This is a genomic window from Flavobacterium sp. T50_26 (assembly GCF_057652995.1).
In genome coordinates this window covers 1-15865 of sequence record NZ_JBYFCC010000028.1, presented here as the reverse complement: position 1 = coordinate 15865, position 15865 = coordinate 1, and the positions used below count along the sequence as shown (strand labels likewise).

Below are 15865 nucleotides of genomic sequence, written 5' to 3'. Positions count from 1 at the left end.
ATAAAACCTTTCGTTATTTTTATCTTTGAGAATGGCCGAAAAATCAACATTCATTCCGCTTAAAGTTTTAATCAGTTATTTATTGATAGCTGTTTTAGTTATTTCAGTGGGATACATGTTGTTCAAAGAAAACAAACTGTTTTCAAACTACGAAAATCAATCGGTAGAAGAAAACCAAAAGCTCATTCGTTTAGGGTCTTTAATTTCAAAAATTTATGATGTTGATAATTTAGGACGAGTAGCCATTCAAACCAATCTTGCAAAAGATTTTGAATTATTTAATCAAGAAAACCAAAGCTTAATCACCGCTATTGATTCCTTTGGAGAAAAAATTGATAACGAAAAACAAGTTGTTCTTTTAGACAGTTTAAAAATTATTCTTCAACAAAAAGTTTCCAATATCGAAGAATTAAAAAAAATCAATAAAACACAAAACACCTACTTTCCTATCGATAATGCATTAAGCGATTTAACCCGAATTGAAGAGTCGATGGGTAAAATCACATTAGAAAGTTTAAAAATAGACCCTTCTAAATTATCTGCCTACGAACGTAGAGTGTATCAAGAATATGTAGATTATCTCAATCAAAATGTTCCCAAAGAATCTGAAAGCACATTAACCGACAAACAAATTGATTCCATTCTCGTTTCTTCAAAGAAAATTTTAGAAGATGTTCGGCTAAAAAACCAAGAAAAAACAACGACTCAAAAAAACAAAGAAATTGAATTACTCCGAAACGATTTATTTATCTCGCAAAAGTTAAATGAAATTTTGGTCGAATTTGAATCGGATGTCATCAAAAAAGCTAACTTAAACAATCTTTCCAGAGAAGAAGCTCAGCAAAAAACCGTTTCCATCTTAACTACGGCAGCAGTAATCGGACTCATAATGACCGGATTATTTTTCCTTTTGATCACCAGCGATTTTCTAAAAAATCAACGCTACAGAAAACAATTAGAAATAGAAAAAAAGAAAACAGAATCACTTTTAACCGCCAGAGAACAATTGATTGCGACCGTAAGCCATGATTTAAAAACACCTTTAAACACGATTCAAGGTTTTAGCGAATTAATCAGTATGGGCGGTGTTTCCGAAAAGCAGAATTATTATTTGTCAAACATCAAAAGTTCATCAATCTACATCAATCAATTGGTAAATGATTTACTTGATTTTTCTAAAATAGAAGCCGGAAAAATTGAACTGGAAAATAGTGTTTTTGAATTGAATAAATTAATAATTGAAGTAGCCGAAAGTATTCAATCATTATATCCAATAAAACCCATTTCGCTTCAATTTGAATTGGAATCAATCGCCAATTTATCGCTAGAAAGTGATGTGTTACGAATCAGACAAATTCTAAGTAATTTAATCGGAAACGCCTACAAATTCACCGAAAAAGGCTTTATCAAAGTTGCCGCAAAGTATCATCAAAATCAACTAACTATTATTGTTCAAGATAGCGGAATTGGGATAGAAAGCAGTAAACTCAACTTAATTTTCAATGAATTTACCCAAGCAGACAAATCTATCGAAAAAAAATATGGCGGAACCGGTTTAGGATTAACCATCTGTAAAAAATTAGCCGAAATTTTACGAGGAAGTTTAACCGTACAAAGTGAAGTAAATAAAGGAAGCACTTTCCAATTAACCTTGCCTGCAAAAATGGTGGAAACCAAAACGGAAATTCCTGTTATTTCGGAAAATAAAAATAAAAAATTCATGATTGCTGTAGTAGACGATGATAGTTCCCTTTTGCAGTTAACCACAGAGTTTTTAAAAATTTATCATTTCAATGTGAGCTCTTTTGATGATCCTGAAGAACTAATTTCATCATTAAAAACAACTATTTACGATGCGATTATTACTGACATTCAAATGCCAAAAATGAGTGGTTTTGAGTTAATCAATCAGATTCCAAAGGAAATTCCGGTTATTGCGATTACCGGACAAAGAGATTTGGAGAAGAATGTGTATGATGAAAAAGGATTTTCAGCTGTACTGCACAAACCGTATCGTTCAGAAGATTTATTAGCCGTGTTAAGTGAAGTGTTACACATAAATATAGATGTCAAACCCGATTTGACAGAGCAATCTGAAGCCCCAATAAAAGAATATAATTTAAAGAATTTGAAAACAATGTTAGACGGCGATGAACTGGCCATTAACGAAGTTTTAAAAGCATTTATAGAAAACACTTCTTCCAATTTAGCCATCATTGAAGAGGCAATTTCAAATTCAGATAAAAAAACAATTGCTTCCATTTCGCACCGCATGATTCCGATGATGAATCAATTAGATGTGAAAGAAACCGTGCTCTTGCTTCAAAAATTAGAAGAATGTGAAAAAACTGAATTATCAACGGAAGAAATACAAACTATTTTTGAGGAAATAAAAGAGAAGTCTAATCAATTACTAACGCTTCTTCAAAAAGAATTAATCCTCTAACTGATATAATTTCAATTTGTTATATAAGGTTTTCCGATTAATTTCAAGCATTTTTGCGGCTTCCGATTTGTTTCCGTTGCAAAGATTCAATGCTTTAACAATCATCTCTTTTTCGTTTTCCGATTTAGAAAAAACCGATTTCGATTGATTTTCTTCTTCAAAAAAATCAGGCGGAATCACTTCTTTTTCAATCAAACTTCCTTGCGTTAAAAGAGTTGATCTACGGATGATGTTTTGCAATTCCCTCAAATTTCCCGGCCAAGAATAGGCTTGAAAAATCCGAATCACCTCCGGAGAAAATCCCAACACATTTTTATTCAATTGCTCATTGGCTTTATCTAAAAAGAAGTCGGCATACATCAACAAGTCCTGTTTTCGCTCATTTAACGTAGGCACAACAATTGAAAACTCATTCAACCGATGGTATAAATCTTCTCTAAAAGTTCCGTTTTTCACCGCTTCTTTCAGGTCTTCGTTGGTGGCGGCAATCACGCGAATGTCAACAGTAACTTCCGTACTGCTACCAATTTTTTTAACCTTTCTTTCCTGCAAAGCACGCAACAATTGAATTTGATTTTCGTAGGATAAATTTCCCACCTCATCCAAAAACAAGGTTCCACCGTTAGCCGATTCAAAATGACCTATTTTGTCTGTCACCGCTCCTGTAAACGAACCTTTCAAATGACCAAAAAACTCGCTTGTTGCCAATTCTTTCGGTATCGCACCACAATCTACAGCAATAAACGGAGCATTTTTTCTTTGACTTAAATTATGTATTTCCTTTGCCACAACTTCTTTTCCGGTTCCGCTTTCGCCAATAATTAAAACAGATAAATTCGTCGGGCTCACCAATTGAATATGATTGCTCATTGCTTTTGAAACCGAACTGATTCCGCTTACAAATTCACTTTTTTGAGCAATCGTTTTTTGAGTAGAAACTGGTATAGAAGTAGTTGTTTTTTCAACTTTTTTAGAAAGAGCATTGCTCAAAACCAGCAACACCTCTTCCGGCACAAACGGTTTCGAAATATAATCCGAAGCACCTTTTTTCATTGCTTTCACAGCGGTAGTCACATCCGCATAACCGGTCATCAACACCACCGGAATCGTTGGTTTTTTTAGTTTCAATTCAACCATCAATTCAATTCCATCGCTGTCAGGCAAACGCAAATCGCACATAATCAAATCAAAATCTGTGTCTTTAAACAGGCTTTTCGCCTCATTTGCAGTATAGGCTGTAGAAACGGAATAGTTATTCTTAGACAAAAAATTGCTCACCATTTTACAAAAGGCAATGTCATCTTCTATCAATAAAATCTTTTTCATTAGGTTGAATTAGGTTTTAGCTAAAATAAGTGATTCTATCGATATTTTTCTTAAAATTTATTTAAATAAAAAAAGAGGTCGTAGTGCAGACCTCTTTTTAGAGTAGTTAATTTGTTTTGGTGTTTACTTTACTTAACTAAACCAATTCATTGTGTTTGTCTTTAAACCAATTTTCTATATAGTCTAAATACAAAATCATACCAAATTAATTCACAAACTATAAAAACCACCAAACAGCAGAAAAATAGGGGTTTTTAATCTTTGATAACAAATTCAATAAAAGAGAATAAGTGTGAAAAAGTGTGGCATTTTGAGAAAATGTGTGTAAAAAGGAAACAGAAAATCCCAAGCTCACACTTGGGATTTTCTATCTATTCCAGATCGTTCATCTTAAAACTCTCCATAAACTTCGTTGTATAATTTCCGGCAACATAATCCGGTTCGTCCATCAACTGGCGGTGAAACGGAATCGTCGTTTTAATTCCTTCAATATAAAATTCATCTAATGCACGCTTCATTTTGCTGATGGCTTCTTCTCTGGTTTGAGCCGTTGTAATCAACTTCGCAATCATCGAGTCATAATTCGGCGGAATTGTGTAACCCGCATAAACGTGCGTGTCCAAACGAACACCATGTCCACCCGGTGCGTGAAGAACCGTAATTTTCCCCGGTGAAGGACGGAAATCATTATAAGGATCTTCCGCATTAATTCTACATTCAATCGAGTGCAATTGCGGTAAATAGTTTTTACCTGAAATTGGCACACCTGCGGCAACTAATATTTGCTCACGAATCAAATCATAATCCACCACTTGTTCCGTGATAGGATGCTCCACTTGAATACGTGTGTTCATCTCCATAAAGTAGAAGTTACGGTGTTTATCAACCAAAAACTCAACAGTTCCTGCTCCTTCATACTTAATAAATTCAGCCGCTTTTACTGCCGCTTCACCCATCTTGTGACGTAATTCATCCGTCATAAAAGGAGATGGAGTCTCTTCCGTCAATTTCTGATGACGACGTTGCACCGAACAATCTCTTTCCGATAAATGACACGCTTTTCCATACGCATCACCCACCACTTGTATTTCAATATGACGAGGTTCTTCAATCAACTTCTCCATATACATACCATCATTTCCAAACGCTGCTGCTGACTCTTGACGAGCACTTTCCCATGCTTTCAAAAGTTCTTCCTTTTTCCAAACGGCACGCATTCCTTTTCCACCACCACCGGCAGTCGCTTTCAACATCACAGGATAACCCATTTCTTTAGCGATTTTTTCGGCTTGTTCGTAGCTTTCCAACAACCCTTCAGAACCGGGAACACAAGGAACTCCGGCAGCTTTCATGGTCGCTTTCGCGGATGCTTTATCACCCATTCTATCAATCATTTCAGGCGAAGCACCAATAAATTTGATACCATGTTCCTGACATATTTTCGAAAATTTAGCATTCTCAGATAAAAATCCGTAACCCGGATGAATTGCATCAGCATTCGTAATTTCAGCCGCGGCAATAATATTTGACATTTTTAAATACGACAAATTACTTGGTGGCGGACCGATACAAACTGCTTCATCAGCAAATTTCACGTGAAGACTTTCTGCGTCGGCAGTAGAATATACCGCAACGGTTTTAATGCCCATTTCTTTACAGGTTCTAATTACACGAAGTGCAATTTCTCCACGATTGGCAATTAATATTTTTTTAAACATATTTTTTAAATTAGATAATTAGACAGTAATTGAATTTAGAATTTAGAATTTAGAATTTAGAACGGATGATTTCCAATCTAAAAACTTCTAACTTCTCATTTCTAATTTCTAATTTTTAAGATGGATCTACTAAGAATAACGGTTGGTCAAATTCTACCGGCGACATGTCATCCACTAAAATTTTAACGATTTTTCCTGAAATTTCAGCTTCAATTTCGTTGAATAATTTCATTGCTTCAATCACACAAACAGGATCACCTTTAGAAATTGTTGCACCTACTTCTACAAAAGGAGCTTTGTCCGGTGCAGGTTTTCTGTATAATGTTCCAATCATTGGCGATTTTATCACCACATATTTCGAGTTTTCATCAGCTTCTACAGCAACGGGAGTAACGGGAGCGGCTTGAACCGGAGCTTGCTGTGGTTGATGTTGTTGTTGCGGAACCATTTGCATAGGTTGAGCATTAGGATAATTTTGAAAATAAGATGCTTCTGCAGCTCCAGCTTCCGTTGTTTTGATGGTGATTTTAAAATCATCCATTTCTAATTTTACTTCGGTAGCTCCTGATTTGGCTACAAATTTAATTAGGTTTTGAATTTCTTTAATATCCATGATATTTTTAGTTTAGTTTAGTTTTTATTTTTTATCGTATGCCCATTTTAAATAGATAGAACCCCAAGTGAATCCGCCACCAAAAGCGGCAAAAATAAGGTTGTCTCCTTTTTTGAATTTATGTTCAAAATCACTTAATAATAGTGGTAAAGTTGCCGAAGTAGTATTTCCGTATTTTTCGATATTGATTAATACTTTGCTGTCATCAACACCCATTCGGCTTGAAGTTGCGTCGATGATACGTTTATTTGCTTGATGAGCAACTAGCCAATCTACACTATCTTGCGTAAGGTTATTACGTTGCATGATTTTTTCGCTCACGTCTGCCATTCCGGAAACGGCATATTTAAACACTGTTTTTCCGTCTTGAAAAACATAATGTTGTCTGTTTTTTACTGTTTCTTCTGATGGAGGAAGAATTGATCCGCCTGCATCAATTTTTAAAAATTCACGTCCGATTCCGTCGCTTCGCAAGTATTCATCTTGAAGACCTAAACCTTCGTGGTTAGGCTCAAAAAGAACAGCACCTGCACCATCTCCAAAGATAATGCAGGTTGCACGGTCGGTATAATCTATAATGGAAGACATTTTATCTGCTCCAATTAAAAGTACTTTTTTATATCTGCCTGATTCAATGTAGGCTGCGGCAGTTGACATTCCAAAAAGAAAACTGGAACATGCAGCTTGCAAATCATACGCAAAAGCATTTACTGCTCCAATTTGTGTGGCTACATAAACGCCGGTTGAGGCTACGAGCATATCGGGTGTAGCGGTTGCTACGATAACCATATCAATCTCTTCCGGATTGATGTTGCTTTTTTCAATTAAATTTTGAGCTGCTTTGATTGCTAAAAAGGAAGTACCTTTTCCTTCATCCTTTAATAATCTTCTTTCCTTAATTCCGGTTCTGGATGTAATCCATTCGTCATTTGTATCAACAAGAGTTTCAAGCACTTGGTTAGATAATACAAAGTCTGGAACATAAGCACCCACTGCGGTTATGGCGGCTGTTGTTTTACTCATAGGGTTTGATTGTTTTTCTTTTCCCATAAAGGATAAAAGAGGTGGAAATTACAAAAAAAAATCTAAACTTGATTATTTCGGGATGGCTTATTTTTGTTAAAATAGAGGTATAACAAAAAAACTCCCACATGGTGAGAGTTTATCTATATACGATAAGAAAGTACTAAGCAACAGCTTCAGTTTTGTCGATTACTACTTGTCCACGGTAGTACATTTTACCTTCATGCCAATATGCTCTGTGGTATAAATGTGCCTCACCTGTAATTGGGCAAGTTGCAATTTGAGCTGCAGTTGCTTTATAATGAGTTCTTCTTTTGTCTCTTCTGGTTTTCGAGGTTTTTCTCTTTGGATGTGCCATTTTACTATATTATTTATCCGTTAATAGTTTTTTTAATTGATCCCATCTAGGATCAGTTTCTTCACTTTTTGTTTCTTCTTTCTTCGCTTTGACTGTCAGTTCTTGTAATTTTTCGATTGCTTTCGATTTCAATGTTCCGTCTTTTACACCGGGGTGAATTCTTTTTAATGGAATTGAAAGCACAATCATTTCATAAATATACTGTGACACATCTACTTGGTGTTCACCATGTGGAAGGATGAGCAGTTCTTCATTTTCATTGTTAAAAGCATCACCAAACTGAACAACTACATTAATCTTACCTTTAATTGGCAAATCAAATGGCTCTCCGGTTAAATCACAAGGCACATGAACAGTTCCTTTATGTTTAAAGTGCAACTCAAGCATTGTTGATTTTTTATCTAAAACAACATCTACTTTTACATTACAGCTTTCAAATTCGTCGTATTCGAAGCGATCAAAGAACGTTTTATCTATTTGATAGTCAAATTGATGTTTTCCCTGCTTTAATCCGATAAACGGAATTAAATATTCATTAGATACTTTCATCTCAACAGCAATTTGTCCCAAAAATTCGGTTTGCAAAGATATAAAATTATCGCAAATGCAAGACAGTTATGAACATTTTTTTGTTTAAAACTGTTTTTCCTTTGTTTTCAGGGGTTTTTCGGTAATTTGGTTATATTCTATTCTGGAATTATAAATGTCTATTGCTAAATAAACCGCTTCTTTAAACGAATTAAAATCGGCTTGGTTTTTTCCGGCAATTTCAAATGCGGTTCCGTGATCGGGTGATGTTCTGATTTTGTTTAATCCGGCGGTGTAATTTACGCCATTTCCAAACGATAATGTTTTAAATGGAATTAATCCTTGGTCGTGATAACAAGCTATAACGGCATCAAATTTTTCGTGTGATTTATTTCCAAAAAAACTATCTGCAGCATACGGTCCAAAAACGAAAGTTCCGGAATCAAACATTTTTTTGATGGTTGGACGGATGATTTCATCGTCTTCTTTGCCAATCACACCATTATCTCCACAATGAGGATTCAATCCTAAAACAGCAATTTTTGGTTTTCCGATTTTGAAATCTTGGATTAACGTTTTCTTGACTGTTTCAATTTTTTGTTTGATTAATTTCTCGGTCAAATGCTTAGAAACTTCTGTTACCGGAATATGATCGGTTAATAATCCAATTCGCAACGAATCATTTACCATCAACATTAAAGCATCGCCTTCTAATTCTTGGTTTAAATAATCGGTGTGACCCGGAAATTTGAATTCTTCTGATTGAATATTATATTTATTGATTGGGGCTGTAACTAAAACGTCAACAACACCTTCTTTTAAAGCTTTGGTGGCAGCAACAAACGATTTCACGGCATAACTTCCCACAATATCATTGGCAACACCATATTCTAAATTAAAACTTTCTTTCCAAAGATTGAAAACATTTATTTTTCCGGGGATAATCTGGTCTAAATTGTCAATTCCGTGAAGTGTTGTTGTTGATTCAAAACTTTTTTTCAAGAAAGACAACATTTTAACGTTGGCAAAAATAACCGGCGTGCAAAGTTCTAACATTCTTGAATCTTCAAATGTTTTAAGAACAACTTCGCTTCCAATTCCGTTTAAATCTCCGATTGAAATTCCCACAAGAATATTTTCTGCTTTTTTAACCATGACAAGACGTAATTTATTGCTAATTTTGAAGTGCAAATTTACAAAAATAAAACTACAAATGTTTACCGGTATTATAGAAACTCTCGGAAGAATAAAATCGATTGAAAAAGAACAAGAGAATGTTCACTTTACAATTACTTCCGGCATTACTTCCGAATTAAAAATTGATCAAAGTGTTGCTCATAATGGCGTTTGCTTGACCGTTGTGGCTATTGAAAATGACAACTACACTGTTACAGCCATTAAAGAGACTATTGATAAAACGAATTTAGGGTCTTGGAAAGAAGGAGATGTTGTTAATTTGGAAAGAGCAATGAAGTTAGGCGATCGATTGGACGGACACATTGTGCAAGGTCATGTGGATCAAATTGGAAAATGTATTGCTGTTGAAGAAGCAAGCGGAAGTTGGTATTTCACATTCAATTACGACTCTTCTTTAAATAATATTACGATTGAAAAAGGCTCAATTACTGTAAACGGCGTTAGTCTAACGGTTGTTAATTCAAAATTAAATGAATTTAGTGTAGCTATTATACCCTATACATTTGAACACACCAACTTTCATTCGATAAAGAAAGACTCGATTGTTAACTTAGAATTTGATGTGATTGGAAAATATGTTTCGCGGCTAAACGAACTCAGAAAATAAAAAAATAGACAAAAAACGCTGAATTATTTCAGCGTTTTTTTTATGTTTTGGTAGTAATTGAATTTATAAAAAGCAAATACTAAACCTATTACTAACAAAAGGATAACCCCTCCATCAATCGGTAAACCAGGTGGTGGTGGTGTAGGTGGTGGAGGGTTTGGATTAGCTACTGATGATGAAGCATGAGCAGTTAACGAAACCATTCCTATAAAGCATCCCATTAGGGTGATTAAAAACTTATTTGGAACAATTCTCATAGGGTGTAAATGTAAATAAATTTTTTCTTTAACAAAATATTTTGACAAATAAAGTAAAAATCTCTATAAAACGAAAACTTAGTTGACTTTTTTTTGACTCAAGTCTATGAAATTCTCAAATCATCGCCAAAAGTACATTTTTTTTGCTAACTTCTTTGATTTCAAAATTATATTAACGTAAAATGTTTGGTTTTGGTTTACAATTATTACGAAAAATTTTTTATTAGCTGTTATAAAATAAAAAAACCTCCTGTTATGAAGGTTTTTGTGGTCCCACCTGGGCTCGAACCAGGGACCACCTGATTATGAGTCAGGTGCTCTAACCAACTGAGCTATAGGACCGGTTTAGAGAGTGCAATATTACTACTATTTTTGATTTACTCAAAATATAAATCAATATTATTACAGACTTTACCAAATGTAAACCTTATCATCACCTCAATTTATTGATTTAGAATACTCAAAAAGTACTTACTTTTGCAAAAAAATGTGTGATGCGTAAAATTTTCCACCTTAAAACCTGTGATACTTGTAAAAGAATCATCAAATCACTTCCTAATACAAAGGATTTTATCTTTCAAGATATTAAAGAAGAACCAATAACAGTAAAACAACTTGAAGAACTTCATCATTTAAGTGGAAATTACGAAGTTCTTTTCAGCAAAAGAGCCAAATTATATAAAGAAATGGGGCTGAAAGATGAAAAACTCACCGAATCTGACTTCAAACGATACATTTTAGAACATTACACTTTCCTAAATCGTCCGGTTATTGTAATTGATAATACTATTTTCATCGGCAATAGTCCCAAAAACGTTCAAGCCGCAATTGACTTTTTAGCAAATGAGTAAAAGACATTGGGCATTAATGGCTGCCATGTTGGTGTCCATTATTTATGGTGTTACGTTTACCATTGCCAAAGACGTTATGCCGGAATTTATTGAGCCTTTCGGTTTCATTTTACTTCGTGTTGGCGGTTCTGTTTTATTGTTTTGGATGGTTTCCTTTTTTGGACCAAAAGAAAAAATTGCAAAATCTGATTTTCCCAGAATTATTGCTGCTGCTTTTTTTGGTGTGGCTTTAAACATGCTAACATTCTTTAAAGGTTTAAGCTACACTTCGCCCATCATGGGAGCAGTTTTGATGGTTACCACACCTATGATTGTGCTTATTCTTTCAGCAATTATTATGAAGGAACGGATGTTGAAAAGAAAAGTTTTTGGTATCGTTTTAGGTTTAGCGGGAACGGTTTCGCTCATACTTTACGGAAAATCGATGATTAATGCTCCAAACGAAATGCTCGGAAATTTATTGGTGTTTATCAATGCCATATCCTATGGTTTTTACCTCATCATCGTTAAAAAATTAATGGATAAATACAATGCTTTTACTTTCGTAAAATGGATTTATACATTCGGGCTCATCATGGTTTTGCCTTTTGGATGGAGCGAATTTGATGCTGTAAATTGGGCATTAGTTCCTACTGATATTTATTGGAAAATTGGTTTTGTAGTGGTTTTTTCAACCTTCTTAACGTATTTATTGAACTTGGTTTCCATGCGGGAATTAAAACCTACTACGGTGGCGGTTTTTATTTACCTTCAACCGTTGTTTGCCACCATTTTTGCAATTAGTTTAGGGAAAGATGAATTGAGTTGGGTGAAAATTGGTTCTGCTATCTTAATATTTGTGGGAGTTTATTTAGTAACACAGAAGAAGAGTATTCAGTAACCAGTAATTAGTTTTTGGTAATCACTAGAACTGACCACTATTTCATCTGAAGACTGACCACTTTTTATTATCTTTGAAAACATTTTTTATAAAAATATGATACAATCAATGACTGGTTTTGGAAAAACATCTAAGCAACTTTCAACCAAAAAAATCACAGTAGAAGTTAAGTCGTTAAACAGCAAAGGATTGGATTTGAATGTCAGAATGCCTTCTGTTTATCGTGAAATGGAGTTGGGTTTACGCAATGTGATTTCGCAAAAGTTGGAACGAGGCAAAGTCGATTTTTCAATTTTTATTGAAGTTACCGGTGAAGAAACTTCTTCCAAAATCAATGTGCCCATTGTGAGGGGTTACATTAACCAAATGAAAGCCGTGATTCCGAATGCAGACGAAACCGAATTGATGAAAATGGCTGTTCGTATGCCGGATGCTCTCAAAACAGAACGCGATGAAATTGATGAAAATGAATGGAATGAAATTCTGAAAGTAGTTGATGATGCGATGAAAAACATTGCTTCTTTTCGTATGGATGAAGGAAAATCGCTTGAAAACGAATTTGTAATGCGAATCGAAAACATTCGAAATTATATGAATCAAGCCGTAAGCATGGATGCTGAACGAATTGAAACCGTAAAAAATCGCCTTCGAACCGCTTTAGATGAATTGGAAGCCAATGTGGATGAAAACCGTTTTGAACAAGAATTGATTTTCTATCTTGAAAAATATGATATTACGGAGGAGCGTGTTCGTTTAGAAAATCATCTGAATTATTTCATCGAAACCATTGCCGGAACAGAAGCGAATGGACGAAAATTAGGTTTCATTACACAAGAAATAGGTCGTGAAATCAATACGATGGGTTCAAAATCGAATCATTCAGAAATGCAAAAATTGGTGGTGATGATGAAAGATGAATTGGAAAAAATTAAGGAACAGGTTTTAAACGTGTTGTAAAATAGAGAAATATAAAACACCACAATGAATAAAGGAAAACTACTTGTCTTCTCTGCTCCATCAGGCTCCGGAAAAACTACAATTGTTAGACATTTGTTGGCTCAACCCGACTTGAATTTGGAATTCTCTGTTTCCTGTACAACCAGAGAACCACGAGGTGAAGAAGTGCACGGAAAAGATTATTATTTTATATCGCTTAAAGAATTTAAAAACCACATTAAAGCCGAAGAGTTTGTTGAATGGGAAGAAGTGTACCGTGATAATTTTTACGGAACATTAAAAAGTGAAGTTGAACGTATTTGGGCAAAAGGAAAAAATGTCATTTTTGACATTGATGTAGCTGGCGGATTACGAATAAAATCGAAATTTAAAACAGAAACGTTAGCCGTTTTTGTAAAACCACCCAGCATTGACGAGTTGAAAATTCGATTAAAAAAACGTTCTACAGAAAGTGAAGATAAAATCAATATGCGAATTGCAAAAGCATCTGTTGAATTGGCAACCGCACCACAATTTGATAAAGTAATTAAAAATTATGATTTAGAGGTTGCGAAAGCGGAAGCATATGAATTGGTAAAACAATTTATAAATCAAAATGATTAAAATGAAAATCGGTCTCTATTTCGGCACCTTCAATCCCATTCACGTGGGGCATTTAATCATTGCCAATCATATGGCTGAATATTCCGATTTAGATCAAATTTGGATGGTGGTTACACCACATAATCCGCACAAACAAAAAAACACGTTGTTGGATGATTACCATCGTTTGGAAATGGTGCATTTGGCGACCAAAGACTATCCAAAAATAAAACCTTCCGACATCGAATTCAAATTACCTCAACCGAATTATACCATCAACACATTGGCTCATCTTCAGGAAAAATATCCGAATTATGAATTTGCTTTAATTATGGGTGAAGACAATTTGAACTCTCTTCATAAATGGAAAAACTACGAAGTAATTCTTCAAAACCATGACATTTTTGTCTATCCGAGATTGAATTCCGGTTTAATTGATGAGCAATTTATCAATCATCCAAAAATTCATCGCGTAGGTGCTCCGGTGATTGAATTATCTTCTACCTTCATTAGGGAAAGCATTAAAAATGGCAAAAATGTGAGAGCCATTTTACCTGAAAATGTTTGGGCTTTTTTAGATCATAATTTGTTTTATAGAAAATAGAAAATCCTTCCAAAAATCACTAGAAAAACAATCCGATCACCTGAGCACAAATAATCAGTAAAACCATCGCAATAGGATAAACTGTTGCATAGGCTACAGATGGAGCATTGGTTTTGGTTAAACTGTCAGCAGCGGCCAATCCGGGTGTGCTTGTCATGGCTCCTGTTATGGTTCCTAAAAGAGTTAATACATTGGTTTTGAAGAATATTTTTGCAGTAATAGCAGCCAATATCATCGGAATTAGGGTTATCACACCACCAATTAAAAACAATTTTATTCCATAGTGAGTATATGTTTCAACTAAGGTTCCTCCAGCTTTTGTACCTACAGAAGCTAAAAATAACATTAAACCAAACTGCCGTAATAATTGATTAGAATTACCACTCATTACCCACAAAACATTTCCGGTTTTACCTACTCTACCTAAGATGATGGCGACGATTAAAATACCACCAGTGAGTCCTAAATTAAAAGTAAATGAATCGCCAAACGAGATAGATACACCACCAATTAATATCCCAATAACTATTCCTAAAGCTAAAGGAAAGAAATCGGTGTCAGACAATTTACTCTTATTATCACCAATAAGATTTGAAATTTGCAGCGTATTGTCTTTGGCACAGGCAATCATTAATTTGTCCCCCATTTTGAGGATAAGATTTGGACTTGGTGCTAAATCGATACCGCTTCGTCTTATTCTTGTTACGTTTGCATTGTAACTATTTTGCAAATTAAGTTCTCCCAAAGGTTTATTAACCAATTCTGTTTTTGTGAGAAGAAAAGATTGCACTACATAATCATCTCCAAACGAAATTTCGACATCTGCCTTTGGTCCAATAAGATATTTCACGCGTCGTAATGCTTCTTTTGTGCCTACAACTTTTATGTAATCCCCTTTATGCAAAACGGTTTCAGGAGTTGGAGTAAATGCTTTTCCGTCATGCATCACTCTAGAAATAACTCCTTTTGTCATTGATCGTACTCTTAGTTCTGTTATTGTTTTTTCAACAGCTCCTTCATTTTCAACCACAAAATGACTTGTTGTAATGGCATCATAAGCACCATGCGTAATAAGTTCATAATCTGCTTCTGCTTTTTCCAGATTGGTTCTAAAAAGTTTTGGGTATATTTTTACAAATAAAATCACGCCAATAACACCAAATGGATAAGCTATTCCGTAGCCAATAGAAGCTAACGGTGAATTAGTAACATCGATTGCGGTTGCCAAACCCGGTGTGCTAGTTAAAGCTCCGGCAAGTAAACCGATGGCAATTGGTTTTTCTATATCTAAAAGAACAATTGAAAGTATTGCTAAAAGAGCTGCGGAAAAAACTACCACAACCGTCATTAACACTAGATTTTTGCCATGTTCTTTAAAAGAATCAAAAAAACCGGGACCTGCCTGCAAACCGATGGTGTAAATAAATAAAATAAGTCCTAATTTTTCTAAAATATCCGGCATTGTAACTCCAAGATGACCAAAGAACAGAGCAACAAATATGATAGCCGAGACATCTAATGATATTCCTTTTACTTTAATATTTCCAATAATGAAACCTATACATATGATTAAAAATAAGGCAATATAGGTAGTGTGAATAAAGTCCATTTTTATGTTTTATTTATTAACAAAGTTACTTTGAATTGTGAGCTACAAAACTGACTTTTATCAATTATTTACTGTTATTTCAATTATTTACGATAACCATTTCGTGAATGAAAGTAAGTAAATAAATCGAAATAAATCGAATTTTGACTTTTTTTACTATTCATCTCTTAACACTCCTTTACCACTTGTTCCACATATCCTTTTGTAACTTTGTTTGATAAAGAATTTAAAAAACGTGAGTTCGATATAATTTCACTAAAAAAGTTGTACAAAAAAGCAAAAGTTAGTATATTTAAAGTGCTTATTTTC

16 protein-coding genes and 1 tRNA gene are annotated in these 15865 nt (G+C 34.4%); 7 read left to right on the top strand and 10 right to left on the bottom strand.

The annotated features are described in order from the left end of the window. Positions 1 to 31 precede the first annotated feature (31 nt). Positions 32 to 2446 (top strand): hybrid sensor histidine kinase/response regulator, encoded by a 2415-nt coding sequence (locus AC23MC_RS14350; protein ID WP_487569038.1) that lies wholly within the window; start codon positions 32 to 34, stop codon positions 2444 to 2446. Here AC23MC_RS14350 and AC23MC_RS14345 read toward each other — a convergent pair. The 7 genes from AC23MC_RS14345 to pdxA all read right to left on the bottom strand — a co-directional run bounded on the left by AC23MC_RS14345 (position 2435) and on the right by pdxA (position 9167). After that, complete coding sequence (locus AC23MC_RS14345) at positions 2435 to 3772, bottom strand: sigma-54-dependent transcriptional regulator (RefSeq protein WP_487569037.1); 1338 nt, start codon at positions 3770 to 3772, stop codon at positions 2435 to 2437. The two genes, AC23MC_RS14350 and AC23MC_RS14345, sit on opposite strands and share 12 nt — an antisense overlap. Positions 3773 to 4143: 371 nt before the next feature. Beyond that, positions 4144 to 5490 (bottom strand): acetyl-CoA carboxylase biotin carboxylase subunit, encoded by a 1347-nt coding sequence (accC, locus tag AC23MC_RS14340; RefSeq protein ID WP_487569036.1) that lies wholly within the window; start codon positions 5488 to 5490, stop codon positions 4144 to 4146. Positions 5491 to 5605: 115 nt separating this feature from the next. Next, complete coding sequence (accB, locus tag AC23MC_RS14335; protein ID WP_487569035.1) at positions 5606 to 6103, bottom strand: acetyl-CoA carboxylase biotin carboxyl carrier protein; 498 nt, start codon at positions 6101 to 6103, stop codon at positions 5606 to 5608. A 24-nt stretch (positions 6104 to 6127) separates the two neighbouring features. Continuing rightward, positions 6128 to 7126, bottom strand: a complete 999-nt coding sequence (locus AC23MC_RS14330; RefSeq protein WP_487569034.1) for a beta-ketoacyl-ACP synthase III — start codon at positions 7124 to 7126, stop codon at positions 6128 to 6130. Positions 7127 to 7289: 163 nt separating this feature from the next. Beyond that, positions 7290 to 7484 (bottom strand): 50S ribosomal protein L32, encoded by a 195-nt coding sequence (gene rpmF / locus AC23MC_RS14325; RefSeq protein ID WP_026709628.1) that lies wholly within the window; start codon positions 7482 to 7484, stop codon positions 7290 to 7292. A 9-nt stretch (positions 7485 to 7493) separates the two neighbouring features. Continuing rightward, on the bottom strand, positions 7494 to 8033 hold the full coding sequence (locus AC23MC_RS14320; RefSeq protein ID WP_487569033.1) for a YceD family protein: 540 nt from the start codon (positions 8031 to 8033) through the stop codon (positions 7494 to 7496). 84 nt (positions 8034 to 8117) lie between these two features. After that, complete coding sequence (pdxA, locus tag AC23MC_RS14315; protein ID WP_487569032.1) at positions 8118 to 9167, bottom strand: 4-hydroxythreonine-4-phosphate dehydrogenase PdxA; 1050 nt, start codon at positions 9165 to 9167, stop codon at positions 8118 to 8120. A 58-nt stretch (positions 9168 to 9225) separates the two neighbouring features. On the opposite strand from pdxA, the gene AC23MC_RS14310 reads away from it, so the two are divergent. Beyond that, positions 9226 to 9816, top strand: a complete 591-nt coding sequence (locus AC23MC_RS14310; RefSeq protein ID WP_487569031.1) for a riboflavin synthase — start codon at positions 9226 to 9228, stop codon at positions 9814 to 9816. Between the two features lie 23 nt (positions 9817 to 9839). On the opposite strand, the gene AC23MC_RS14305 is transcribed toward AC23MC_RS14310, so the two are convergent. Further along, positions 9840 to 10073 (bottom strand): PID-CTERM protein-sorting domain-containing protein, encoded by a 234-nt coding sequence (locus AC23MC_RS14305; protein ID WP_487569030.1) that lies wholly within the window; start codon positions 10071 to 10073, stop codon positions 9840 to 9842. A gap of 268 nt (positions 10074 to 10341) precedes the next feature. After that, positions 10342 to 10415 (bottom strand) — tRNA-Ile (locus tag AC23MC_RS14300). A gap of 152 nt (positions 10416 to 10567) precedes the next feature. On the opposite strand from AC23MC_RS14300, the gene AC23MC_RS14295 reads away from it, so the two are divergent. The 5 genes from AC23MC_RS14295 (at position 10568) to nadD (ending at position 13947) form a co-directional block, all read left to right on the top strand. Next, positions 10568 to 10924 carry an arsenate reductase family protein gene (locus AC23MC_RS14295; protein ID WP_487569029.1) on the top strand — a complete coding sequence of 119 codons (357 nt, stop codon included), beginning with the start codon at positions 10568 to 10570 and terminating at the stop codon, positions 10922 to 10924. Next, complete coding sequence (locus tag AC23MC_RS14290) at positions 10917 to 11804, top strand: DMT family transporter (RefSeq protein WP_487569028.1); 888 nt, start codon at positions 10917 to 10919, stop codon at positions 11802 to 11804. The genes AC23MC_RS14295 and AC23MC_RS14290 overlap by 8 nt, the downstream gene beginning before the upstream one ends. 96 nt (positions 11805 to 11900) lie before the next feature. Continuing rightward, positions 11901 to 12761, top strand: a complete 861-nt coding sequence (locus AC23MC_RS14285; protein ID WP_487569027.1) for a YicC/YloC family endoribonuclease — start codon at positions 11901 to 11903, stop codon at positions 12759 to 12761. A gap of 24 nt (positions 12762 to 12785) precedes the next feature. Next, positions 12786 to 13364: a guanylate kinase gene (gmk, locus tag AC23MC_RS14280; RefSeq protein WP_487569026.1), complete on the top strand. Its 579-nt coding sequence runs from the start codon at positions 12786 to 12788 to the stop codon at positions 13362 to 13364. Position 13365: 1 nt separating this feature from the next. Beyond that, on the top strand, positions 13366 to 13947 hold the full coding sequence (gene nadD / locus AC23MC_RS14275) for a nicotinate (nicotinamide) nucleotide adenylyltransferase (protein WP_487569025.1): 582 nt from the start codon (positions 13366 to 13368) through the stop codon (positions 13945 to 13947). Positions 13948 to 13966: 19 nt separating this feature from the next. Here nadD and AC23MC_RS14270 read toward each other — a convergent pair whose 3' ends face one another. Beyond that, positions 13967 to 15556: an aspartate:alanine exchanger family transporter gene (locus tag AC23MC_RS14270; protein ID WP_487569024.1), complete on the bottom strand. Its 1590-nt coding sequence runs from the start codon at positions 15554 to 15556 to the stop codon at positions 13967 to 13969. Between the last annotated feature and the right edge of the window lie 309 nt (positions 15557 to 15865).

Bases quoted from the DNA above. Each gene is read 5' to 3' on its own strand.
- AC23MC_RS14295 (WP_487569029.1), top strand. From the start codon at position 10,568: ATGCGTAAAATTTTCCACCTTAAAACCTGTGATACTTGTAAAAGAATC.
- accB (WP_487569035.1), bottom strand. From the start codon at position 6,103: ATGGATATTAAAGAAATTCAAAACCTAATTAAATTTGTAGCCAAATCA.
- AC23MC_RS14320 (WP_487569033.1), bottom strand. From the start codon at position 8,033: ATGAAAGTATCTAATGAATATTTAATTCCGTTTATCGGATTAAAGCAG.
- pdxA (WP_487569032.1), bottom strand. From the start codon at position 9,167: ATGGTTAAAAAAGCAGAAAATATTCTTGTGGGAATTTCAATCGGAGAT.
- AC23MC_RS14330 (WP_487569034.1), bottom strand. From the start codon at position 7,126: ATGAGTAAAACAACAGCCGCCATAACCGCAGTGGGTGCTTATGTTCCA.
- nadD (WP_487569025.1), top strand. From the start codon at position 13,366: ATGAAAATCGGTCTCTATTTCGGCACCTTCAATCCCATTCACGTGGGG.
- AC23MC_RS14310 (WP_487569031.1), top strand. From the start codon at position 9,226: ATGTTTACCGGTATTATAGAAACTCTCGGAAGAATAAAATCGATTGAA.
- AC23MC_RS14285 (WP_487569027.1), top strand. From the start codon at position 11,901: ATGATACAATCAATGACTGGTTTTGGAAAAACATCTAAGCAACTTTCA.
- accC (WP_487569036.1), bottom strand. From the start codon at position 5,490: ATGTTTAAAAAAATATTAATTGCCAATCGTGGAGAAATTGCACTTCGT.
- AC23MC_RS14290 (WP_487569028.1), top strand. From the start codon at position 10,917: ATGAGTAAAAGACATTGGGCATTAATGGCTGCCATGTTGGTGTCCATT.
- AC23MC_RS14305 (WP_487569030.1), bottom strand. From the start codon at position 10,073: ATGAGAATTGTTCCAAATAAGTTTTTAATCACCCTAATGGGATGCTTT.
- rpmF (WP_026709628.1), bottom strand. From the start codon at position 7,484: ATGGCACATCCAAAGAGAAAAACCTCGAAAACCAGAAGAGACAAAAGA.
- AC23MC_RS14345 (WP_487569037.1), bottom strand. From the start codon at position 3,772: ATGAAAAAGATTTTATTGATAGAAGATGACATTGCCTTTTGTAAAATG.
- gmk (WP_487569026.1), top strand. From the start codon at position 12,786: ATGAATAAAGGAAAACTACTTGTCTTCTCTGCTCCATCAGGCTCCGGA.
- AC23MC_RS14270 (WP_487569024.1), bottom strand. From the start codon at position 15,556: ATGGACTTTATTCACACTACCTATATTGCCTTATTTTTAATCATATGT.
- AC23MC_RS14350 (WP_487569038.1), top strand. From the start codon at position 32: ATGGCCGAAAAATCAACATTCATTCCGCTTAAAGTTTTAATCAGTTAT.